Here is a 22,765-nt window from a genome sequence, read left to right as displayed (position 1 = left end):
GACGTGTCAGATAGGGCATGCCCCCGTAGTCTGGCCGTCGATGAGACGCCGCCGCCCCCCCCCCCCCCCCCCCCCCCCCCCCCCCCCGCCCCGCCGGGGGGGGGGGGGGCCGGGGGGCCCGCCGCCCCCCGCTCGGGCTCGGGCTACTTCATCGCGTAGAGCTTGCAGAGCGCGACGCAGGTGTTGCCGGCGTCGTAGACGACATTGCCGATCTTCGAGCCGTGCATCCAGTTGCGGATGGAGTGGTAGTCGGGCACGGCCGGCGCCAGCTCCATGATCTGGCGGTCGATGGCGCCCCAGGCCTTCTTGGCCTCCTCCGCGTCCGCGATCTTCGCGGCGGCGTCGATGGCCTTGTTGACGCTCGGGTCGTTCAGCTGGGCGTAGTTGCTGCGGCCGTCGCCGATGTTCTTGCCGCTCCAGCAGGGGTAGAACACCGAGTAGCCGGCCGGCCAGTCCGGGCTCCAGCCGGCGCTGAACATGTCGTAGCCGTTGTCGATCTTGCCGATGGCGGTGTAGAAGGTCGACTTGTCGAGCTGCTTGTTGACCACCTGGAAGCCCGCCGCCTCCAGGGCGTTCTTGATCGCGACGGCCTGCTTCACCATGTTGTCCGAGGACTGGTAGGCGATGACCAGCTTCTGGCCGAGCTTGCCGGCCTCCTTCAGCAGCGCCTTGGCCTTCTCCGGGTCACCGGCCGGCTTCTTGGTGGTGCCGTAGAGGTCGAACTTCTCGTAGCCGGGGGTGACCGGGCTGAGGATCGTGGTGGCGATCTCGGTGACCGCGGCACCGCCCTTGATCGTCTGGAGCTGCTGGTGCGGCCAGGCCCAGTTGATGGCCTGGCGGACCTTGACGTCCTTGATGCGGGTGGTGTTGATCGGCCAGTAGTAGGTGACCGTGTCGACCTGGGTGAGGACCCGCTTCTTCAGCTCGGCGTTGGTGAGCACCTGGGCGACGCGCTCGGAGGCGACCTCGTTGAAGATCGAGATCGCGTACTGGTCGTTGCCCCGGTCCGCTATGTAGCGGTCGGTGGAGGCCAGCAGCTCGTAGGTGAAGCCGAACTGGAACTTGTCCGGGTAGGCGTTGCGGATCGGGTCCGTCTTCGGGTCCCAGTGCTCGTTGCGCACGTAGGTCATCGACTTGCCGATGCTGCGGGCACCGATCTTGTAGGGGCCGCAGGAGAACGGGCGCTTGTCGTACTTCTCCTTGGTGTCGTGCTTCTTGGGCACCAGGGAGTAGCCGCGCATGGCGACCGTGAAGTTGAAGTCGCCGTGCGCCTCGTTGAGGCGGAAGGTGACGGTGCGGCCGTCGATCTCGATGGCGTCGAGGTGCTTGCCCTCGAAGGGGCCCTTGTACTTGTCGCCGCCGAGCAGCCAGTCCTGGACGTACCGCGGGCCCTCGGTGATGAAGGAGGCGTAGATCCGCTCGAAGGTGTGGCGGACGTCATCCATGGTGACGTCGGAGCCGTCCTCCCACTTCAGGCCCTCCTTGATGGTGAAGGACCAGGTCTTGCCGCCGTCCTTGGTAGTGCCGGCGTCGGTCGCGGCGTCGCCGACCAGGGTGGTGTTGCCCTTGTCGTCGATCTTGTAGCCGGTCAGACCGCGCATGATCGGGACGGTGATGGCGCCCTCGGTGGAGACGTAGATCTGCGCCGGGTCCATGTGGTCCATGTCGAACTGGTCCAGGCCGTAGACCGTCCCGCCCTTGACCGCGCCCTTGACCTCGGGGGCCGGGCCGGTGGAGTCGGCCTTGGTGCCCACCGGGATGTTGATCGTCTTGCTGCCGGTGACCTTGGGGGCGGAGTTCTTCGACCCCCCGTCCTTGCCGCCGCCACAGGCGGTCAGGACGGTCGACGAGGCTGCGACGACACCCGTCGCGATGATGAAGTTTCTGCGGGAGAAGGACATAGCGCACCTACCAAGGGTTCAGCGGAACGGAAGGGCCGGCCGGACTGCTCTGTGCGGGCCGGAGGAGGACGGGGTCAGCGCCTGGACTTCGGGTCGAGCGCGTCGCGCACCGAGTCGCCGAGCAGGTTGAACGCGAGGACGAAGATCACCATCGACAGGCCCGGAAAGAGCATGAAGGTGAGGTCCTCGGTGTAGAACTGTGCGCCGCGCTGGATCATGACGCCCCAGTCCGGTGTCGGGTCGATCATGCCGACGCCGAGGAAGGCCAGGCCCGCCTCCGCGGTCACGAAGGCCGGGAGCATCAGCGTGGTCTGGATGATGATCGGCGTCCACAGGTTGGGCAGCAGTTCCTTGAAGATGATCCGCCGCGAGGACGCCCCGGTGACCTTGGCGGCCTCCACGAACTCCCGCTCGCGCAGACCCAGCACCTGGCCGCGCAGCAGGCGGGCCAGCGAGGCCCAGCCGAAGGCGGAGAGCACCAGGATCAGCGCCAGGGCGCGCAGCCAGGTGGGGATGTTCTCGTCCGGTGCGACGAAGAGGCCGTAGATCACCGGCATGAAGGCGATGAAGAACAGGGTCGACGGGAACGACAGCAGGATGTCGATGAGCCGTCCGATGAAGTAGTCCGTCCGGCCGCCGAGGTATCCCGCGGTGATGCCGACCACGATGCCGATGAACGCGGTGAGCAGCGTCGCCGCCACCGCGATCCCCAGCGAGGTGCGGATGGCGTAGAGCAGGAAGGTGAAGACGTCCCGCCCGAGCTGCGGCTCGATGCCGAACCAGAAGTCGCCGCTCATGCCGCCGTTGGGGCCGGCCGGGTAGGAGAACGCGTCGAGCAGCTCGGGGTGCGCGCTGGCGTAGGTGGTGTACGGGTCCTTGCCGTACACCTTGGCTATCAGCGGCGCCGCGAGCGCGATCACGAAGAAGAAGATCACGATGCACGCGGACACGAGGCCCGTGCGGTCGCGCTTGAAGCGCTTCCAGGCGAGGCGACCGGGGGAGCGGCTCTCGCCGCCCTGGGGGGTGGGCGCGGGTGCCTTGTCGACGCTCGCGTCGGTCACCTCGTTCAGCGGTGCGGCCGCTGACGGAGTTGGGAGGGTCATGGTGCTCCTGGCCCGAGGAGAGGCTGAGTGACTCCGCAGGGCGTCCCCCTACGGGCTATGGCGGACTTTTTCAACGCAATTCGCTCAGGGTCAATAAATTCTCGCTCGCCTTGGGGTGCTCTTTACCTTTTTTGCGTTTACTTGATCATCCTGTAGCTACGCGGGTAGCGTCCTGTGATCGGACTGTGTCTTACATCGGGCCAACTGCCCTAATCGGTCAACGCGTTCGTTATCCGGACGCCGGGGTGTCGGAATGTGTACACCGTGGGGGCGTAATCCAACGGTTCGGCAACGGTCGCCGGCGATCCGTTGTGCCCGGTCATCCAAGATCCTTCGGCGTTCCGCCAAAGGGAGCCATGCGTGTGCGGTAAGCACCTTTTGCCCCGATGCTGGCCGATAAGTGATCACGGGTAGAGGAGGCACTCCATGCGCGGAGCCACGCACGCCAAGTGGGCCGCCTGCGCGGCGGCGGCAGCGCTCGCGGCGACGGGATGCGGGGGCGGGGGCGGCGGCGCCTCCGACAGCGCGGTGCTCAGCTCCTCCTGGGGCGACCCGCAGAACCCGCTGGAGCCGGCCAACACCAACGAGGTGCAGGGCGGCAAGGTGCTCGACATGATCTTCCGCGGGCTGAAGAAGTACGACCCGGGGACCGGCGAGGCCAAGGACATGCTCGCCGAGAAGATCGAGACCACCGACTCGCAGAACTTCACCATCACCGTCAAGGACGGCTGGACCTTCTCCAACGGCGAGAAGATCACCGCCCAGTCCTTCGTGGACGCCTGGAACTACGGCGCGAGCCTGAAGAACAACCAGCGCAACGCCTACTTCTTCGGCTACATCGACGGCTACGACAAGGTGCACCCGGAGGACGGCGGCAAGCAGAGCGCCCAGACCCTCTCCGGGCTGAAGGTGACCGGGCCGCGCACCTTCACCGTCAGGCTGGGCCAGAAGTTCTCCACCTTCCCCGACACCCTCGGCTACCCCGCCTACGCCCCGCTGCCCCGCGCCTTCTTCGACGACCACGCCGGCTGGCTGAAGAAGCCGGTCGGCAACGGCCCCTACCTGGTCGACAGCTACGCCCGCGGCTCCCAGATGTCCCTGCGGACCTGGCAGGAGTACCCCGGCGACGACAAGGCGCAGAACGGCGGCGTCGACCTCAAGGTCTACACCGACAACAACACCGCCTACACCGACCTGATGGCCGGCAACCTCGACCTGGTGGACGACGTGCCGGCCGCCCAGCTCAAGAACGTCAAGAACGACCTCGGCGACCGCTACATCAACACCCCGGCCGGCATCATCCAGACCCTCGCCTTCCCGTTCTACGACAAGAACTGGAACAAGCCCGGCCTGGAGAAGGTCCGCAAGGGCCTGTCCATGGCGATCGACCGCAAGCAGATCACCGACACGATCTTCCAGAAGACCCGCACCCCCGCCACCGACTGGACCTCGCCCGTGCTCGGCGAGGACGGCGGCTTCAAGGAGGGGCTGTGCGGCGAGGCATGCGACTTCAAGCCGGACGAGGCCAAGCGGCTGATCAAGGAGGGCGGCGGGCTGCCCGGCGGCCAGGTCAAGATCACCTACAACGCGGACACCGGCTCCCACGGGCAGTGGGTGGACGCGGTCTGCAACTCCATCAACAACGCCCTGGACAACGACCGCGCCTGCGTCGGCAACCCGGTCGGCACCTTCGCCGACTTCCGCAACCAGATCACCGACCGCAAGATGCCCGGGCCGTTCCGGGCCGGCTGGCAGATGGACTACCCGCTCATCCAGAACTTCCTCCAGCCGCTCTACTACACCAACGCCTCCTCCAACGACGGCAAGTGGTCGAACAAGGAGTTCGACAGCCGCATCGACAAGGCCAACGGCGAGAGCGACACCGCGCAGGCCGTGAAGGACTTCCAGTCGGCCGAGGAGGTCCTCCGGGACAACATGGGCGCCATCCCGCTCTGGTACCAGAACGGCAGCGCCGGCTACTCCCAGCGCCTGTCCGACGTGCGGCTCAACCCGTTCAGCGTCCCGGTGTACGACGAGATCAAGGTGAGCTGAGGAGGCGCCATGGGACGGTACGTCGTCCGGCGGCTGCTCCAGATGATCCCGGTGTTCATCGGGGCCACGCTGCTGATCTTCCTGATGGTCAACGTGATGGGCGACCCCGTCGCCGGACTCTGCGGCGACCGGCAGTGCGACCCGGCCACCGCCGCCCAGCTGCGCCGCGAGTTCGGCCTCGACAAGCCGGTGTGGCAGCAATACCTGACCTACATGGGCAACGTCTTCACCGGCGACTTCGGCACCGCCTTCAACGGCCAGCCGGTCACCGAGCTGATGGGCACCGCCTTCCCGGTCACCATCCGGCTGACCGTCGTGGCGATCCTCTTCGAGATCGTCGTCGGCATCCTGCTCGGCGTCGTCACCGGCCTGCGCCGCGGCCGCCCCGTCGACACCGGCGTGCTGCTGCTCACCCTCGTCGTCATCTCCGTGCCGACCTTCGTCACCGGCCTGCTGCTCCAGCTGCTGCTCGGCGTGAAGTGGGGCTGGATCGACCCGGCGGTCTCCACCGAGGCCGCCTTCGGCGAGCTGATCGTGCCCGGCCTTGTGCTCGCCTCGGTCTCCCTCGCCTACGTCACCCGGCTGACCCGCACCTCCATCGCGGAGAACCGGCGCTCCGACTACGTCCGCACCGCCATCGCCAAGGGGCTGCCCCGCCACCGGGTCATCACCCGGCACCTGCTGCGCAACTCCCTCATCCCGGTGGTCACCTTCATCGGCACCGACATCGGCGCCCTGATGGGCGGCGCCATCGTCACCGAGCGGATCTTCAACATCCACGGCGTCGGCTACCAGCTCTACCAGGGCATCCTGCGGCAGAACACGCAGACCGTGGTCGGCTTCGTCACCGTCCTGGTGCTGGTCTTCCTGGTCGCCAACCTCGTCGTCGACCTCCTGTACGCCGTACTCGACCCGAGGATCCGCTATGCCTGAGGAGCCCTACCAGCCCGAGCGCGCCATCGCCGGCACCGGCATGGGCGGGCAGATGGACCTCGGCGCCAGCGAGGCGGCCACCCTGGAGAAGCCGCCCGGACCCGACGGCGCCGGACCCGAGGAGAAGCCGCGCAGCCTGTGGTCCGACGCCTGGCACGACCTGCGCCGCAACCCGGTCTTCCTGATCTCGGCGCTGGTCATCCTCTTCCTGGTCGTCATCGCCATCTGGCCCTCCCTGATCGCCTCCGGCAACCCCCTCAAGTGCAACCTGGCCGACGCCCAGGACGGCTCCCGGGCGGGTCACCCGTTCGGCTTCAACGGCCAGGGCTGCGACGTGTACACCCGTACGGTCTACGGCGCCCGCACCTCGGTCGAGGTCGGCGTCCTCGCCACCCTGGGCGTCGCCCTGCTCGGCAGCGTCCTCGGCGGGCTCGCCGGGTTCTTCGGCGGGCTCGGCGACTCGATCCTCTCCCGGATCACCGACGTGTTCTTCGCGATCCCCGTCGTCCTCGGCGGCCTGGTGCTGCTCTCCGTCATCACCAGCAACACCGTCTGGCCGGTCATCGGCTTCATCGTGCTGCTCGGCTGGCCGCAGATCTCCCGCATCGCCCGCGGCGCGGTCATCACCGCCAAGCAGAACGACTACGTCCAGGCCGCCCGCGCGCTGGGCGCCTCCAACTCCCGCCTGCTGCTGCGGCACATCGCGCCCAACGCCGTCGCGCCCGTCATCGTCGTGGCGACCATCGCGCTGGGCACCTACATCGCCCTGGAGGCGACGCTGTCCTTCCTCGGCGTCGGCCTCAAGCCGCCCAGCGTCTCCTGGGGCATCGACATCTCCGCCGCCGCGCCCTACGTCCGCAACGCCCCGCACGCGCTGCTGTGGCCCTCCGGCGCGCTGGCCGTGACCGTCCTGGCCTTCATCATGCTCGGCGACGCGGTGCGCGACGCCCTCGACCCGAAGCTGAGGTGACCCCGCCGCCATGCTCCTCGACGTACGCGACCTGCACGTGGAGTTCCGCACCCGGGACGGCGTCGCCCGCGCCGTGAACGGCGTCAGCTACGCCGTCGACGCGGGGGAGACCCTCGCCGTGCTCGGCGAGTCCGGCTCCGGCAAGTCCGTCACCGCGCAGACCGTGATGGGCATCCTCGACACCCCGCCCGGCAAGGTCACCGGCGGCGAGATCCTCTTCGAGGGCCGGGACCTGCTGAAGCTGAAGGAGGAGGAGCGCCGCAAGGTGCGCGGCGCCGAGATGGCGATGATCTTCCAGGACGCGCTGTCCTCCCTCAACCCCGTCCTCACCGTCGGCGACCAGCTCGGCGAGATGTTCACCGTGCACCGCGGCATGTCCCGCAAGGACGCCCGCGCCAAGGCCGTCGAGCTGATGGACCGGGTGCGCATCCCGGCCGCCCGCGAGCGCGTCCGGCAGTACCCGCACCAGTTCTCCGGCGGCATGCGCCAGCGCATCATGATCGCGATGGCGCTGGCCCTGGAGCCCAAGCTGATCATCGCCGACGAGCCGACCACCGCCCTCGACGTCACCGTCCAGGCCCAGGTGATGGAGCTGCTCGCGGAACTCCAGCGGGAGTACCGCATGGGCCTGATCCTCATCACCCACGACCTCGGCGTGGTCGCCGACGTCGCCGACCGCATCGCCGTCATGTACGCCGGGCGCATCGTGGAGACGGCCCCCGTGCACGACATCTACAAGGCGCCCGCCCACCCGTACACCCGCGGCCTGCTGGAATCCATCCCGCGCCTGGACCACAAGGGCCGCGAGCTGTACGCCATCAAGGGCCTGCCGCCCAACCTCACCCGCATCCCGCCCGGCTGCGCCTTCCACCCGCGCTGCCCGATGGCGCGGGACGTCTGCCGCACCGACGAACCGCCGCTGTACGAGGTCACCGAGTCGGACGGGGACCGCGGCAGCGCCTGCCACTTCTGGAGGGAGTGCCTGCATGGCTGAGCCGATCCTGGAGGTCCGCGGCCTCGTCAAGCACTACCCGCTCGCCGGCGGCATCCTGGTCAAGAGGCAGGTCGGCGCCGTGAAGGCCGTCGACGGCGTCGACTTCACCCTCGACCGCGGCGAGACCCTCGGCATCGTCGGCGAGTCCGGCTGCGGCAAGTCCACGGTCGCCAAGATGCTGGTCGGCCTGGAACGCCCGACCGCCGGGGAGATCCGCTACAAGGGCGAGGACGTCACCCGCCTGTCCGGCCGGGCCCTGAAGGCCGTGCGCCGCAACATCCAGATGGTCTTCCAGGACCCCTACACCTCGCTCAACCCCCGCATGACGGTGGGCGACATCATCGGCGAGCCCTACGACATCCACCCCGAGGTCGCGCCCAAGGGCGACCGGCGCCGCCGCGTGCAGGAGCTGCTGGACGTGGTCGGCCTCAACCCCGAGTACGTCAACCGCTACCCCCACCAGTTCTCCGGCGGCCAGCGCCAGCGCATCGGCATCGCCCGCGGCCTCGCCCTGCGCCCGGAGATCATCGTGGCGGACGAGCCGGTCTCCGCGCTCGACGTGTCGGTGCAGGCGCAGGTGATCAACCTGATGGCGCGGCTCCAGCAGGAGTTCGACCTGTCCTACCTCTTCATCGCGCACGACCTCTCGATCGTCCGGCACATCTCCGACCGGGTCGGCGTGATGTACCTCGGGCGCATCGTGGAGACCGGCCGGGACGCCGAGATCTACGACCACCCGACCCACCCCTACACCCAGGCGCTGCTCTCCGCCGTGCCGGTGCCCGACCCGGAGGCCCGGGAGCACCGCGAGCGGATCATCCTCGCGGGTGACGTGCCGTCCCCGACGAACATCCCCTCGGGGTGCCGCTTCCGCACCCGCTGCTGGAAGGCGCGCGAGCGCTGCGCCCTTGAGGTGCCGGCTCTCGCGGTGCCGGCGGAGTTCCGTGACGTGGCGGGGCCCGCGGCGCACGACTCGGCGTGCCACTTCGCGGAGGAGAAGCAGGTGGTGCCTCCCGAGGAGCCCGGCTCAGGCGGCGGGAACGGCAGCGGGCCGGGGTGACAAGACGCCTCCCCGGCCCGCTCACGGCACCCGCACGGCCGTACGCTGAACAGCCTGCCCCGTCCGTATATCGGGGCCGCTTCCGTCAAGTTGCCCGTACGTTAACCGCGTTGGGCCGTCCCGGTGGTCACGCCCAGTGACCGGCGGAGGAAGTCCACCTGGAGCAGCAGCAGGTTCTCGGCGACCTCCTCCTGCGGCGTCATGTGGGTGACGCCGGACAGCGGAAGGACCTCGTGCGGGCGGCCCGCCGCCAGCAGGGCCGAGGACAGGCGCAAGGAGTGGGCGACCACCACGTTGTCGTCGGCCAGGCCGTGGATCACCATCATCGGCCGGTGCGGCTCGGCGGCGTCGACCAGGCCCGCGTCGTCGATCAGCGAGTTGCGCCGGTACACCTCGGGCCGCTCGCCGGGGTGGCCGAGGTAGCGCTCCTGGTAGTGGGTGTCGTAGAGCCGCAGGTCGGTCACCGGGGCGCCGACGACGGCCGCGTGGAAGACGTCCGGGCGGCGCAGCGCGGCAAGCGCGGCGAGGTAGCCGCCGAAGGACCAGCCCCGGATCGCCACCCGGCCGAGGTCCAGCGGGAAGTCGGCGGCGAGCGCCTGGAGGGCGTCCACCTGGTCCTGGAGGACCACCGCGGCGAGGTCGTCCTTGACCGCCTTCTCCCAGGCGGGCGAGCGGCCCGGGGTGCCCCGCCCGTCGGCGACGACCACCGCGAAGCCCTGGTCGGCGAACCACTGCGAGGTGAGGTGGGCGTTGTGCGCGGCCACCACGCGCTGGCCGTGCGGGCCGCCGTACGGGTCGAGGAGCACCGGCAGCGGGGTGCTGCCGTCGTGGTCCGTCGGCAGCAGCACGGCGCACGGGACGCGGCGTGCGCCCCCTTCGGTGAGGGTCACGCGGGGGGACAGCCCCGGGTCCTCGGCGTACGAGGCCACGACCGCCACCTCCTTGCCGTCCCGCAGCACCCGGGCCCGCGCCCCCGGCCGGTCCGGCGTGGCGGACACCAGCACGGTCACGCCCCCGGCGCGCACCGCCGTGTGCACACCGGGCTCCTCCGAGACCCGCTCCACGCCCAGTTCGTTCACCCGGTACACGTGCACCTGACCCGTCTCCGGCTCGGCCGCGCCCGCCCCGGCCGACGCGGAGACCAGCACGTCGTGCGCGGTGACGTCGAGCACCGCCCGCAGGTGCAACTGGGCGCCGGTGAGGGGGCGCTCGCCGACCGCGAGCACCCGTGCGCCGCCCTCGTCGGCGATCCGCACCAGCTGCCCTGCGGGGGTCCAGCAGGGCACGCCGGGGAACAGTTCCAGCCAAGTTGGATCTTCGTCGGCGTGCACCATCCGGGTCGCCCCTGAGTCGGTGTCCACCGCGAGGAACAGCTGGCCGCGCTGGTCGCGCGCCTGCACCAGGAGCAGCGGCGCGCCCGCCGCCGACCAGTGCACCCGCGCCAGGTACGGGTAGCGCGCCCGGTCCCACCGCACCTCCGTGCGACCCCCGTCGAGGCCGACGACGAAGAGCCGCACGTCCGCGTTGGCGGTGCCCGCCGCCGGATACGGCACCTGCTGCGGGGCGCGCTCGGGGCGCGCCGGGTCGGCGATCCACCAGCGCTGCACCGGGGTGTCGTCCACCCGGGCGACCAGCAGCCGGTCGGACTCCGGACCCCACCAGTGGCCCCGCGTCCGCCCCATCTCCTCGGCGGCGATGAACTCCGCCGAGCCGTAGGAGACGCCCTCGCCGTCCGGCTCGGCCAGCGCCCGGTCGTCCGCGCCGTCCGCGCCGACGACCCGCAGGGAGCCGCCGGAGACGTACGCGACGTGCCGGCCGTCGGGGGAGGGGCGCGGGTCGATCACCGGTCCGCGGGCGGGCAGTTCGCGCGCCGAGCCGTCCGTGAGGCCGGCCGCGAACAGCCGCCCCGACAGGGCGAAGGCGGCCAGCTCGACGGCCGCGTCGGTGGCGTAGCCGACCAGCCCCGCGCCGCCCTCCCGGCTGCGCTCGCGGCGGGCCCGCTCCTCGGCGGACAGGCGCTCCACTGCGCCGCCGAGGAGGGCGCCCGGGTCGGCCGCGACGCGCTCCCGGCCGTCCGCGAGGTCGAGCACCCACAGGGCGCCGGCCCGGTCGGTGCCGGACCCGGAGCGCAGGAAGGCGACCCGGGAACCGTCGGGCGCCACGGTGAACGCACGTGGCGCGCCGAGCGTGAACCGCTGGGTGCGGGCGTGCCGTCGGGGGAAGGATGCGGGCTCGGTCGTCATGCCCCGACCATATTGGCCATGCGCCCCCTTGTGCGGCCGTGCGCCGAGTGATGCGCAGCCACGGATAGTTATGATCACTAGCGCATAGTGGGTATCAACCTGGTGCCCGCTGCGTGGATTTATCTGTCCGACCCCGATGACCCTGGGCCTATTGGAGGTGAGCCGCTGTGGCACTTTCGATTTCGGCGGTGGTGCTGCTGGCGATCATCGTCTTCCTGCTGGTCAAGAAGTCAGGACTGAAGGCCGGGCACGCCGTCGTGTGCGCGCTCCTCGGCTTCTACCTGGCCTCCTCGACCGTCGCACCCACGATCAGCGACGTGACGACCAACATCGCGGGGATGATCGGCAGCATCAAGTTCTGAGCGCCGGGGCGGCCCCCGTAGGCTGGCCCGCATGACGGAACCACCCCCCGGGCACCTGCCGCGGCGTCTGCTCCTGGTGCACGCGCACCCGGACGACGAGTCGATCAACAACGGCGTCACCATGGCCAGGTACGCGGCCGAGGGCGCCCAGGTGACGCTGGTGACCTGCACGCTCGGCGAGCGCGGCGAGGTCATCCCGCCGGAGCTGGGGCACCTGGCCGGCGCCGCGCTCGGCGAGCACCGCCGGGGGGAGCTGACGGAGGCGATGCGCGCCCTCGGCGTCACCGACCACCGGCTGCTCGGCGGCCCCGGCCGCTTCGCCGACTCCGGGATGCTGGGGCTCGCCGACAACGACGACCCCGGCTGCCTCTGGCAGGCCGACCTCGACGAGGCCGCCGCCCTGCTCGTGGACGTCATCCGCGAGGTGCGCCCGCAGGTCCTCGTCACCTACGACCCCGAGGGCGGCTACGGCCACCCCGACCACATCCAGGCCCACCGCATCGCCATGCGGGCCGCCGACCTCGCCGCCGAGGCGGGCTGCCCGGTCGCCAAGGTGTACTGGAACCGCGTGCCCCGCCCGGCCGCCGAGCGCGCCTTCGCTCAACTCCGTGCGGACCTGCCCGGCCTGCCCTTCACCGAGGCCGCCGAGGTCGGCGACGTGCCCGGCGTGGTGCCCGAGGAGCGGATCACCACCGAGATCCGCGGCGCGGACACCCCGTACGCCGCCGCCAAGGCCGCCGCGATGCGCGCGCACGCCACCCAGATCACCGTCGCGGAGCCCTACTTCGTGCTCTCCAACGAACGGGCCCAGCCGCTCTTCACCACGGAGTACTACGAACTGGTGCGCGGCGAACGGGGCCCGGGCGAGGGCCGGGAGAGCGACCTGTTCGCGGGTGTCGACTCGGCGGAGGTCGGGGCGCCGTGAGCCAACGGGACGAACGGGCGAGCGCGCTCGCCCAGCCGCTGCGCGTGCCGCCCCTGGGGCGGTCACTCCTCTATCTCGTGCTGTTCCTGCTCGGCGCCGTCGTCGGCGTCGCGGGCGCGCTGGTGCAGCCCGGCTGGTTCCCCGGCGGGCTGCTGCTCGCGCTGGCCGCCGAGGCCGGGCTCTGCCTCGGCGCCGGGCGGGTCACCGGGCGCCGGGCCGGGGCGGTGGCGCCCGCGGCGGGCTGGGCGCTGCTCGTCGTGCTGCTCACCACCAGCCGCCCCGAGGGCGACTTCGTCTTCGCCGCGGGCAGCGGCTCGTACCTCTTCCTGCTCGGCGGCATCGCCGTGGCTGTGATCTGCGCCACCCTCGCGCCAGTGCGGCAACCGGACGGCGGGGGCACCCGACTTCGCACGTGACGCGTCACCGTTCGACGGTACGGGTGTGCGAGTCCGGTGGGGGTTTCCCCGGCGGTCCCGGGATACCCACCGGACGTGGCCAGTATGGTGGTGCGCGCCGCCGAGCCGCCCGCTGACAGGTGTGACGGGCGGCGGAGCCAACCGGGAGAACCTGCCTTGAGTCGTGAAACTGACAGTCCGTCCTCCGGGCCCCACGGGCGCGGCGGAGCCGCCTACCCCTCGGGCACCCCGCCCTACGGGACGCCCACGGCTCCGGACGACGGCCCGGGCGCGGGCTCGGGCGGCCCGGCCGCGCCGCGGCCGGAGGACCGCAAGACCGAGACGACGCTGACCACCCGGGTCCGGATCAACATCCCCGGGTCGCGGCCCATTCCGCCGGTCGTCATGCGCAAGACCGTGGCGGGCGACGGGAATGCGGGCGCCGAGCCCGAGGCCGTGCCGGGGCCTCCGGTGCCGGGCGTCGGCGCCCCCGGCGGTGGCGCCCCCGCCGCCGGTGGCGGTGCGCCGGCCGAGCCCGCGTCCGCCGGGCCGCCGGAGCAGCCGGCCGAGGAGCGGCCCGCCAGCGACTGGTTCGCGCCGCGCAAGTCCGCGCCGAACGCGGGCGGTCCGGGCACCGGTGCCGCCAACGGGGCCGGGACGCCGGGTGCTTCGGGTCCGGGCGCGGCCGGCTCCGGTCCGGCGGCGGGTCGTTCGGGTCCGCCGGCGGGCGTGTCGGGTCCCACGGCGGGCACCACGGGCACGGGTCCGGGGGCCAACGGTGCCGGTGCCCGTCCCGGCGGTACGGCCGGCCGGCCCGGTGGCGTGGTCGGCGCCATGCACGTACCCGGCGGCAGCCGGCCCGGCTCCAACCGGCCCGGCGCCCCGGGCGGTTCCGGCCTGCCCGGCGCGACCGGCGGCCCCGTCGCGCCCGGACACGGCGGCGGCACCGGCTCCTTCGACGTCACCGATGCCCTGGCCGCCGCCGGGCAGCAGGGCGACGGCCGCCCCACCGGCGACGGCACCGGTGCCGAGCCGAGCCGCGACGACCTGCCGTACTTCACGGGAGACCCGACCGGCGCGGGCGGCCCCGGCGACACCGCGGCCCCGTACGGCGGTCCGCAGGGCCCGGCCGGGCCGGCCGGACCGACCGGCGGACCCGTCACCGGCGACGCCCGGCTGACGCCGCCCCCGGCCGCGGGCGGCTCGCGTGCCCCCCGGGGCCCCGGCGCGGGGTCCAGCGACGACACCGCGATCCTCACGCCGCAGGTCCCGGCGCCCGTACCCGGCGGCCAGGGCCCAGGCGGCCAGGGTCCCGGGCCCTTCGGCGCGGCCAACCCGGACAACGTCTCCGGCAACACCGTCACCAGCGGCATCCCCGTCGTGCCGGGCGGCACCGACCGCGGCACCCCCTTCGGCGCCCCGGCCACCGCAGGACCCCGCGCGCACACGCCCCCGAAGCTGCCCGAGCCGGTCGCCGAACCGCCCGCCGCCTCCTCCTCCGCGCCGGCCCGCAAGAAGGGCCGCCGCAAGCTGCCCCTGCTGGTCGGCGCGGTGGTCGTGGTCGCCGGTGTCGCCTACGGCGCCGGACTGCTGATGAACCGCTCCGACGTGCCCAAGGGCACCACCGTGCTCGGCGTCGACATCGGCGGCGGCACCCGCGACGACGCCGTGGAGAAGCTGGACGCGGCGCTCGGCCCGCGCACCGGCAAGGCCCTGAAGCTGACCGTCGGCGGCGACACCGTCACCCTCCGGCCCGACCAGGCCGGCCTCCAGTTCGACGCCCAGGCGACGGCCAGCGCGGCGACGGGGAGCGACTACAACCCGGTCTCCGTGATCGGCTCGCTCTTCGGCAACCACCGCGTGGTGGACCCGGTCATGCCGGTCGACGAGGAGAAGCTGCACGCCGCCCTCGCGCGCGCCGCGGGTGGCGCCGGCTCCGCCACCGAGGGCACCATCAAGTTCGAGTCCGGCAAGGCGGTGCCCGTCTACGGCAAGCCGGGCAAGGGCATCGACGCGGCCGGCTCCACGCAGGCCGTGGCCGACGCCTACCGCGCCCAGGTGGAGACCGGCAACTCCACCCCGGTCGAGGTGCCGACCACCGAGAAGCAGCCGACCATCACCAAGGCGGAGGTCGACCGCATGCTGAAGGAGTTCGCCGAGCCCGCCATGTCCGCCCGGATCACCGTGCGCGCCGGCGTGCAGTCGATCGCCTTCTCCCCGGAGAAGTCGCTGTGGAAGTTCCTCGGCGTCAAGGCGCAGAACGGCAAGCTGGTCGAGTACTACGACCAGGCCGCCCTGAAGGGGCTGTACGGCAACACCTTCGACTCGGTGCTCGTCACCCGGGCCACCGGCCAGAAGACCCCGGTCACCGTGCAGGACGTCATCGGCGCCATGCGCCCGGCCCTGCTGAGCAAGACCAACCGGGTCGCCGTCGTGGACACGAACCCGAGCTGACGCCCCCGGGGCGCTCGCGGCGTCCCATGGTGCCGGATGACATCCACCGGCCATGACAGATGTCATCCGGCACCATGGACCCCCGGCACTGCCGTGCGCCCGCCCCCCGCCGAGACGATGGGGGCATGACGACGACAGCGGTGGTCGACTTCGACCACGTGACCAAGACCTACGGCGACGTCCGGGCCGTCGACGGCCTGACACTCGCCCTGCGCCCCGGTGAGACCGTGGCGCTGCTCGGTCCCAACGGGGCCGGCAAGTCCACCACCCTCGACCTGCTGCTCGGCCTCAAGCGCCCCGACACCGGCACCGTCCGGCTCTTCGGCACCGAGCCGCGCGCGGCCGTCGTCGCCGGACACGTGGGCGCGATGCTCCAGAGCGGCGGCCTGATGGACGAGGTCACCGTCGCCGAACTCGTCGGCCTTGCCTGCTCCCTGCACCCGCGCCCCTACCCGGTCGCCGAGGTGCTCGCCCGGGCCGGCATCACCGCCATCGCCGGCCGCAAGGTCGACAAGCTCTCCGGCGGCCAGTCCCAGCGCGTGCGCTTCGCGCTCGCCACCGCGGGCGCCAGCGACCTCATCGTCCTGGACGAGCCCACCACGGGCATGGACGTCACCGCCCGCCAGGCGTTCTGGGCCACCATGCGCGAGCAGGCCGACCAGGGCCGCGCGGTGCTCTTCGCCACGCACTACCTGGAGGAGGCCGACGCGGTCGCCGACCGGGTGCTCGTCCTGCACCGGGGCCGGCTGCTCGCCGACGGCACCGCCGCCGAGATCAAGGCCCGGGCCGGCGCGCGCCGGATCTCCTTCGACCTGGCCGACGCGGTCGACGAGGCGGCGCTGCGCGCCCTGCCCGACGTGACCTCCCTCGACCTCTCGGGGCGCACCGTGCGCATCCAGTCCGCCGACGCCGACAACACCGTGCACGCCGTCTACGGGCTCGGCCTCAGGCCCGTCAATCTCGAAGTCACCGGACTGGGCCTGGAGCAGGCCTTCGTCGCCATCACCGCCGCCGAGGAGGCCAAGCAGTCGTGAACGGACTGATCAAGCTGGAACTCACCCGCGCCCTGCGCAACCGCAAGTTCCTGTTCTTCTCCGTCGCCTACCCCTCGGCCCTCTTCCTGATCATCGCCGGCAACGCCGACGCCACCACGAAGGTCGACGGCACCGGCCTCACCCTGCCGACGTTCTTCATGGTCTCCATGGCCTCCTTCGGCGCCCTGACCGCCGTCCTGATGGGCAACAGCGAGCGCATCGCCAAGGAGCGGGAGAGCGGCTGGGTGCGCCAGCTGCGGCTGACCCCGCTGCCGGGCCGCGGCTACGTCCTCGCCAAGACCGCCAGCGCCGCCGTGGTCAGCCTGCCCTCCATCGTGCTGGTCTTCGTCGTCGCCGCGACCGTGAAGCACGTACGCCTGGACGCCTGGCAGTGGCTGGTCCTCACCGCCGCGATCTGGGCGGGCAGCCTGGTCTTCGCCGCGCTCGGCGTGGCCCTCGGCTACCTCGCCTCCGGGGACGCGGTCCGGCCGATCACGATGATCGTCTACTTCGGGCTCTCCATGCTGGGCGGCCTGTGGATGCCGGCCACCACCTTCCCCGGCTGGCTCCAGGACATCGCGAGGTGGCTGCCCACCCACGCGTACGCTGCCCTCGGGCAGTCGATCGAACAGAGCCAGGCCCCGCACGCATCGGACCTCGCCGTCCTCGCCGTCTCCTTCGTGCTCTTCGCGGGCGGCGCGGCCTGGCTGTACCGGAAGGACACGCTGAAGGCGTGAGCGACGTCGGCATCGGGCAGCGCCCGGAGAACGCGCGGCAGCGGACGGTCAAGTCGCTGTGGACGGGCATCTGGCTCATCTACCTGAGCGCCCCCGTGACGGACCTGGTGAGCGGCGGCCACAGCGCCGGCGCCGTGGTGGCCGGGTCTCTCGGCCTGGCCGGCTTCGTCGTCTGGTACATGATGCTGCTGTTCCGCACCGGGCGCCGCGACCAGGTCCGGCCGGTGCTGATCTCGCTCGCCGCCCTCGCGGCCGAGTCCGCGCTGCTGGTCCTGACCCTGGGCCAGGAGTGGCTCGTGCTCTTCGTCTACGTGTCCATCGCCTCCGGCTCGGCCCTCCCGCTGCGCCTGTCGCGCTGGACGGTGCCGGGGGCCTCGGCGCTGATGGCGCTGCTGACCCTCACCGTGCCGGGGGACCGGTGGTCCCTGCTCGGGGGGCTGCTCATCCCGGCGCTGCTCGGCGGGTTCGCGATGACCGGCGTGCGGGAGCTGGTGCGCACCACCATCGCGCTGCGCGAGGCCCGCGCCACCGTCGCGCAGCTCGCCGCCAACGAGGAGCGGCTGCGGCTCGCCCGCGACCTGCACGACCTGCTCGGGCACTCCCTGTCGCTGATCACGCTGAAGAGCGAACTGGCCGGGCGGATGCTGCCGGGGCAGCCCGAGAAGGCCGCCCAGCAGGTCGCCGACATCGAGCAGGTCAGCCGGCAGGCCCTGGTCGACGTCCGCGAGGCCGTCACCGGCTACCGGCGCCCCCGCCTCGCCGACGAACTGGCGGGCGCCCGGATGGCGTTGACGGCGGCCGGCGTCGCGCCCGACGTGCCGGCCGGCCCGCCGGACCTCGCGGGCGTCCCCGAGGAGTGCGAATCGGCGCTCGCCTGGGCGCTGCGCGAGGCGGTCACCAACGTCGTCCGGCACAGCGGGGCCCGGACTTGCGCGGTCGAGCTGCTGCGCCGCCAGACGCTGGAGGGCCCGGTGCTCGAACTGACGGTGGAGGACGACGGCTCCGGCGGGGCGGGCGACGGCCCCGGCAACGGGCTGACCGGGCTGACCGAGCGGCTGACCAAGGCCGGCGGCACGCTGGAGGCCGGCGGCACGCGGCGGGGCTTCCGCCTGGTCGCCCGGGTGCCGGGTGCCGAGGGGGCCGTCCTAGGATCCGGGGCATGACGCGTTTGATCAAGGTCCTGCTGGCGGAGGACCAGTCGATGGTCCGCGAGGCGCTGGCCGCGCTGCTCGGCCTGGAGGACGACATCGAGGTCGTCGCGCAGGTGGCGCGCGGCGACGAGGTGCTGGACGCGGTGCGCTCGCACGGGGTGGACGTGGCGCTCCTCGACATCGAGATGCCGGGGGCGACGGGGATCGAGGCGGCGGCCCTCGTGCACCGGGAGCTGCCCTCGGTGAAGCTGGTCGTCCTCACCACCTTCGGGCGGCCGGGGTATCTGCGCAGCGCGATGGAGGCGGGGGCGGACGCGTTCCTGGTCAAGGACGCGCCGGCCGCGCAGCTGGCGGCGGCGGTACGCAAGGTCCTCGCCGGTGAGCGGGTCATCGACCCCACCCTCGCGGCGGCCGCCCTGGCCGAGGGGGCCAACCCCCTCACCGACCGCGAACGCGAGATCCTCCGGGGTGCGGCGGACGGCTCCACCAACGCGGAACTGGCCACGGCCCTGCACCTCTCCCAGGGCACGGTCCGCAACTACCTCTCGACGGCCATCCAGAAGCTCGCGGCACGGAATCGCACGGAGGCGGTGCGGGTGGCCCGCGAGAAGGGCTGGCTGTGACCCAACGGCCTCCCGCCGTGGGGGCTACGCCGCGTCCCGGGTGCGGACCGCCGTGGCTGGTCGCGCAGTTCCCCGCGCCCCTAGGGCATGCAGTCCTGCCTGTGCCATAGCTGCGGCACCCCTCCCGCCCCAGCTGCGGGCAGTCGTGCCGCTGGGGCGGCACGGGTGGGCGCTGGGGGTCCCCCCTGCTCGAAGAGCTTGGGGGAGGCACCCCGCTGCGCCGGGCTGCGCAACGCCCCGGCCTTGGCTGCAACCGGCGTTCAGTTCAGCATCGCGCGGGCCGCCCTCGCCTCACCGCGAACGCCCTCGGCGAGCGTGTCGTCCACCGCGCCCACCACCTCCGCGTAGGCGTCCAGCTCGACCGCGCCCCCGAGAAAGTCCCCGCGCTGCACCAACAGTTGCGCCCGTTCATACCGCAGCCGCGCCGGATGCGCGGGCAACAGCAGGGAGAGTTCCAGCGCCCACAGCGCGACAACGCTCCGCTCCGGCCGAGCCGCCGCCCAGCTCCGGATGTTGTTCAGGATCCGCGAGACCACCTGCAACGGCGTAGCCGGCTGAAGCATCGAGGCCCGCAGATCCGCCCCGGTCGTCGCAGTGACCAACGCCCGCGCGTCGTCACCGGAAAGCACCCGCCCCCCATCGAAGGGATCGACGAGCACCGCCTCCTCCACCGCCCCGAACCCGACCACGAAGTGCCCCGGCAGCGCCACCCCGTGCACCGGCGCCCCGGCCCGCCGGGCCACCTCCAGCCACACCACCGACAGCAGGATCGGCAACCCCCGCCGACGCCGCAGCACCTCGTGCAGCAGGGACGACTCCAGCCGCCGGTAGTCCGCCGCCGTACCACCGAACCCGTACCGCCCGCCGAGCAGCTCCCGCAGCGCCCCGGCCCACGCGTCCGGCGTCCCGGGCCGGAACGGCAGCTCGCCCGCCAGGCGGTCCAGCTCGACCTGGGCGGCGTCCATGCCCGCCTCGTCGAGGGCCCCGTCCGCCTGCGCCCCGATCAGCAGGCACAGTGTGGACAGGTCCGGCCGCTCGGAGCGGGCCTCCTCGGCGAAGCGCCGCCGCACCTCGCTCACCGCTCCGCACCCGCCGCGGGCTCGCGGTAGTGGTGGTAGGCGTGATGCGCGGTGAACCCCAGCCGGGCGTACAACGCCCGCGCCCCCGCGTTGTCCGTCTCGACCTGGAGCCACCCCGCCGACGCGCCCTCCGCCAGCGCCCGCCGGGCCAGCGCCACCATGACGCCGGTCGCCAGCCCCTCCCGCCGCCGCCCCGGATCCACCTCGACGGCCGCGAACGAGGCCCACCGCCCGTCGACGACGAGCCGTCCGATCGCCGCGGGCGGCGCACCGCCCTCGGCCCCGTCCGGCGCCGCACCCGGCACCGTCGCGAACCACACCGACGGCCCCCCGGACAGCACCCGCAGCGCCACCTCGCCCACGCCCTTGCGCTGATAGCGCGCCAGCCACGCCTCGTCCGCCGCCCGGGACAGCGACACGCCCGTGGGGTCGGGGAGATCCGCCACCGGCGCCAGGGCCCCGGTCCAGACCTCGGCCGTCACCTCCCGCACCCAGCCACGCCGTTCCAGCTCCACCGCCAGGGCGTCCTGCACGCCGCCGGCGACCTGCACGTACGCCGGCAGGCCGCGCGCCGCGTACCAGTGCCGCACCGCGGCCAGCGCGGCGTCGAGCGGCAGGCCCGGATCGCCCAGCGGCAGCACCGAGTTGGCCCGCCGGGTGAACCCGGAGGCGGCCCGCAGCTCCCATTCGCCGAGCCGCTCGCTCTCCACCGGCCGCCACGCCCGCGAGGCGACCCGCGCCAGCTCCTCGTGGGAGGCCGCCGGGCCGCGCCGACGCGCCGGGGCGGCCGGCACCACCTTGCCCGCGACCAGGGACGACTCCGCGATCCGGACGCTCTCGCCGCTCCGGCGCGTGATCAGCAGCACACCGTTGTCCCATGATGTGAGAACCCCGACCGTGTCGGTGAACTTCTCCGCCACGCCTCCAGGTTCGCTCCAGCGCCGGACGGATACCCGTTTGCCCACGTCAGCACTGGTGATACGGACCTCGTATCGCCCGGCGGCGGAGAATTCCACGGGACGGTTCACCCCTCATGTTCGGATCGTGCCCAGGAACGGAGATACTAGGGGCGGGCATCGACGACGCCGCGCTCCCGCGCGCCAGGCGGCGGAGCCTGAGGAGGCCCGCCAGCGCCCTATGGAGGAGGAACGACAGCGTGACCTACGTCATCGCGCAGCCTTGTGTCGACGTGAAGGACAAGGCGTGCATCGAGGAGTGCCCGGTCGACTGCATCTACGAGGGCCAGCGGTCCTTGTACATCCACCCGGACGAATGCGTCGACTGTGGTGCCTGTGAGCCGGTCTGCCCGGTCGAGGCGATCTTCTACGAGGACGACACCCCGGACGAGTGGAAGGACTACTACAAGGCGAACGTCGAGTTCTTCGACGAGCTCGGCTCGCCCGGCGGCGCCAGCAAGCTGGGCCTCATCGAGCGCGACCACCCCTTCGTCGCCGCGCTGCCCCCGCAGGCCGAGTAGCACCGAGCAGCACCCGGGCCGCACCGCCCGCGCCGCCCCGCTCCCGTACGGACCCGATCGCACCGGTCCGCTCCGTACGGGACCGGGGCGTTCGCCGTACCGACGAAAGTGAGCCACCCACCGTGTCCGCAGTCTCCGCGCTCCTGCCCGTCTTCCCCTGGGACAAGCTGGAGCCCTACAAGAAGACGGCCGCCGCGCACCCGGACGGCATCGTCGACCTCTCGGTCGGCACCCCGGTCGACCCGGTACCGGAGCTGATCCAGAAGGCGCTCGTCGACGCGGCCGACTCGCCGGGCTACCCGACCGTCTGGGGCACGCCCGCGCTGCGCGACGCGCTGACCGGCTGGGTCGAGCGGCGCCTCGGCGCCCGGGGCGTCACCCACCGCCACGTGCTGCCGGTCGTCGGCTCCAAGGAACTCGTCGCCTGGCTGCCGACCCAGCTCGGCCTCGGCCCCGGCGACCGGGTCGCCTTCCCGCGTCTGGCCTACCCGACCTACGAGGTCGGCGCCCGCCTGGCGCGCGCGGAGTACGAGGCGTACGACGACCCGACCGACCTCGACCCGGACGGTCTGGAGCTGCTCTGGCTGAACTCCCCGTCCAACCCGACCGGCCGGGTCCTCGGCAAGGACGAGCTGACCCGGATCGTCGCCTGGGCGCGCGAGCACGGCGTGCTGGTCGTCTCCGACGAGTGCTACCTGGAGCTGGGCTGGGAGGCCGACCCGGTCTCGGTGCTGCACCCGGAGGTCAACGGCGGCTCCCACGACGGCCTGGTGGCCGTCCACTCGCTGTCCAAGCGCTCCAACCTGGCCGGCTACCGCGCCGCCTTCCTGGCCGGCGACCCGGCGGTCCTCGGCCCGCTCCTGGAGATCCGCAAGCACGGCGGCATGATGACCTCCGCGCCGACCCAGGCGGCCGTGGTGGCGGCCCTCGGCGACGACGAGCACGTCCGCGTCCAGCGCGAGCGCTACGCCGTCCGCCGCGCCCTGCTGCGCGAGGCGCTGCTCGGCCACGGCTTCCGCATCGAGCACAGCGAGGCCAGCCTCTACCTGTGGGCCACCCGCGACGAGTCCTGCTGGGACACCGTCGGCCACCTCGCCGAGCGCGGCATCCTGGTGGCGCCGGGCGACTTCTACGGGCCCGCCGGGGAGCGGTTCGTGCGGGTGGCGCTGACGGCCACCGACGAGCGGGTCCGGGCGGCGGTCGCGCGCCTCGCCTGACGCACCCGTGGCGAAGGGGCCCGGAACCACGGTTCCGGGCCCCTTCGGCGTACCG

20 protein-coding genes are annotated in these 22,765 nt (G+C 72.5%); 15 read left to right on the top strand and 5 right to left on the bottom strand.

Annotation, left to right across the window (positions count from 1 at the left end):
* Window positions 1–143: 143 nt before the first annotated feature.
* Window positions 144–1,901 carry an ABC transporter substrate-binding protein gene (locus ACGFZL_RS29980; RefSeq protein ID WP_393696434.1) on the bottom strand — a complete coding sequence of 586 codons (1,758 nt, stop codon included), beginning with the start codon at window positions 1,899–1,901 and terminating at the stop codon, window positions 144–146.
* A gap of 74 nt (window positions 1,902–1,975) precedes the next feature.
* Window positions 1,976–3,004, bottom strand: a complete 1,029-nt coding sequence (locus ACGFZL_RS29975; protein WP_393696432.1) for an ABC transporter permease — start codon at window positions 3,002–3,004, stop codon at window positions 1,976–1,978.
* 426 nt (window positions 3,005–3,430) lie between these two features.
* On the opposite strand from ACGFZL_RS29975, the gene ACGFZL_RS29970 reads away from it, so the two are divergent.
* Genes ACGFZL_RS29970 through ACGFZL_RS29950 form a run of 5 tightly spaced genes read left to right on the top strand, consistent with a single transcriptional unit; the run spans window position 3,431 to window position 9,013 of the window.
* On the top strand, window positions 3,431–5,056 hold the full coding sequence (locus ACGFZL_RS29970; RefSeq protein ID WP_393696430.1) for an ABC transporter substrate-binding protein: 1,626 nt from the start codon (window positions 3,431–3,433) through the stop codon (window positions 5,054–5,056).
* 9 nt (window positions 5,057–5,065) lie between these two features.
* Window positions 5,066–5,989 (top strand): ABC transporter permease, encoded by a 924-nt coding sequence (locus tag ACGFZL_RS29965; RefSeq protein WP_393696428.1) that lies wholly within the window; start codon window positions 5,066–5,068, stop codon window positions 5,987–5,989.
* Window positions 5,982–6,959: an ABC transporter permease gene (locus ACGFZL_RS29960; protein ID WP_355169367.1), complete on the top strand. Its 978-nt coding sequence runs from the start codon at window positions 5,982–5,984 to the stop codon at window positions 6,957–6,959. Before ACGFZL_RS29965 ends, ACGFZL_RS29960 begins: the two co-directional genes overlap by 8 nt.
* Window positions 6,960–6,969: 10 nt before the next feature.
* Window positions 6,970–7,953, top strand: a complete 984-nt coding sequence (locus ACGFZL_RS29955; protein WP_393696426.1) for an ABC transporter ATP-binding protein — start codon at window positions 6,970–6,972, stop codon at window positions 7,951–7,953.
* Window positions 7,946–9,013 (top strand): ABC transporter ATP-binding protein, encoded by a 1,068-nt coding sequence (locus ACGFZL_RS29950; RefSeq protein ID WP_393696424.1) that lies wholly within the window; start codon window positions 7,946–7,948, stop codon window positions 9,011–9,013. Before ACGFZL_RS29955 ends, ACGFZL_RS29950 begins: the two co-directional genes overlap by 8 nt.
* Window positions 9,014–9,114: 101 nt before the next feature.
* Here the strand turns inward: ACGFZL_RS29950 and ACGFZL_RS29945 are convergent, their stop codons facing one another.
* Window positions 9,115–11,256, bottom strand: coding sequence for a prolyl oligopeptidase family serine peptidase (locus ACGFZL_RS29945; RefSeq protein ID WP_393696422.1), 2,142 nt, complete (start codon window positions 11,254–11,256; stop codon window positions 9,115–9,117).
* 167 nt (window positions 11,257–11,423) lie between these two features.
* Here ACGFZL_RS29945 and ACGFZL_RS29940 point away from each other — a divergent pair, with 167 nt between their 5' ends.
* From ACGFZL_RS29940 to ACGFZL_RS29905, 8 genes are all read left to right on the top strand, one after another.
* A complete protein-coding gene (locus ACGFZL_RS29940; protein WP_355169375.1) occupies window positions 11,424–11,618 on the top strand; it encodes a hypothetical protein in 195 nt (64 codons plus the stop codon).
* A gap of 31 nt (window positions 11,619–11,649) precedes the next feature.
* On the top strand, window positions 11,650–12,543 hold the full coding sequence (gene mshB, locus ACGFZL_RS29935) for an N-acetyl-1-D-myo-inositol-2-amino-2-deoxy-alpha-D-glucopyranoside deacetylase (RefSeq protein WP_393696420.1): 894 nt from the start codon (window positions 11,650–11,652) through the stop codon (window positions 12,541–12,543).
* On the top strand, window positions 12,540–12,959 hold the full coding sequence (locus ACGFZL_RS29930) for a DUF6113 family protein (protein WP_393696418.1): 420 nt from the start codon (window positions 12,540–12,542) through the stop codon (window positions 12,957–12,959). The genes mshB and ACGFZL_RS29930 overlap by 4 nt, the downstream gene beginning before the upstream one ends.
* A gap of 156 nt (window positions 12,960–13,115) precedes the next feature.
* Entirely contained in the window at window positions 13,116–15,392 is a 2,277-nt protein-coding gene (locus tag ACGFZL_RS29925) for a hypothetical protein (protein WP_393696416.1), read from the top strand.
* Between the two features lie 125 nt (window positions 15,393–15,517).
* Entirely contained in the window at window positions 15,518–16,426 is a 909-nt protein-coding gene (locus ACGFZL_RS29920; RefSeq protein ID WP_393696414.1) for an ABC transporter ATP-binding protein, read from the top strand.
* Window positions 16,423–17,163 (top strand): ABC transporter permease, encoded by a 741-nt coding sequence (locus ACGFZL_RS29915; protein WP_355169383.1) that lies wholly within the window; start codon window positions 16,423–16,425, stop codon window positions 17,161–17,163. Before ACGFZL_RS29920 ends, ACGFZL_RS29915 begins: the two co-directional genes overlap by 4 nt.
* A complete protein-coding gene (locus tag ACGFZL_RS29910; protein ID WP_393696412.1) occupies window positions 17,160–18,326 on the top strand; it encodes a sensor histidine kinase in 1,167 nt (388 codons plus the stop codon). Before ACGFZL_RS29915 ends, ACGFZL_RS29910 begins: the two co-directional genes overlap by 4 nt.
* On the top strand, window positions 18,323–18,937 hold the full coding sequence (locus tag ACGFZL_RS29905) for a response regulator transcription factor (protein ID WP_355169387.1): 615 nt from the start codon (window positions 18,323–18,325) through the stop codon (window positions 18,935–18,937). The genes ACGFZL_RS29910 and ACGFZL_RS29905 overlap by 4 nt, the downstream gene beginning before the upstream one ends.
* 260 nt (window positions 18,938–19,197) lie before the next feature.
* On the opposite strand, the gene ACGFZL_RS29900 is transcribed toward ACGFZL_RS29905, so the two are convergent.
* A complete protein-coding gene (locus ACGFZL_RS29900; RefSeq protein WP_393696410.1) occupies window positions 19,198–20,016 on the bottom strand; it encodes a transglutaminase-like domain-containing protein in 819 nt (272 codons plus the stop codon).
* The gene (locus ACGFZL_RS29895; protein WP_393696408.1) at window positions 20,013–21,032 is read right to left on the bottom strand and encodes a GNAT family N-acetyltransferase; all 1,020 of its coding nucleotides are present in this window, start codon (window positions 21,030–21,032) and stop codon (window positions 20,013–20,015) included. The genes ACGFZL_RS29900 and ACGFZL_RS29895 overlap by 4 nt, the downstream gene beginning before the upstream one ends.
* Before the next feature lie 140 nt (window positions 21,033–21,172).
* Between ACGFZL_RS29895 and fdxA the strand changes: the two genes are divergently transcribed.
* On the top strand, window positions 21,173–21,493 hold the full coding sequence (gene fdxA / locus ACGFZL_RS29890) for a ferredoxin (protein WP_355169393.1): 321 nt from the start codon (window positions 21,173–21,175) through the stop codon (window positions 21,491–21,493).
* Between the two features lie 122 nt (window positions 21,494–21,615).
* The gene (locus ACGFZL_RS29885) at window positions 21,616–22,710 is read left to right on the top strand and encodes a bifunctional succinyldiaminopimelate transaminase/glutamate-prephenate aminotransferase (protein WP_393696406.1); all 1,095 of its coding nucleotides are present in this window, start codon (window positions 21,616–21,618) and stop codon (window positions 22,708–22,710) included.
* Window positions 22,711–22,765: the final 55 nt, after the last annotated feature.

Source organism: Streptomyces sp. NPDC048182, from assembly GCF_043202555.1.
Classification (GTDB): Bacteria; Actinomycetota; Actinomycetes; order Streptomycetales; family Streptomycetaceae; genus Streptomyces.
Note: the sequence above shows the minus strand (reverse complement) of the source record. Positions and strands in the feature narration are given on the sequence as shown.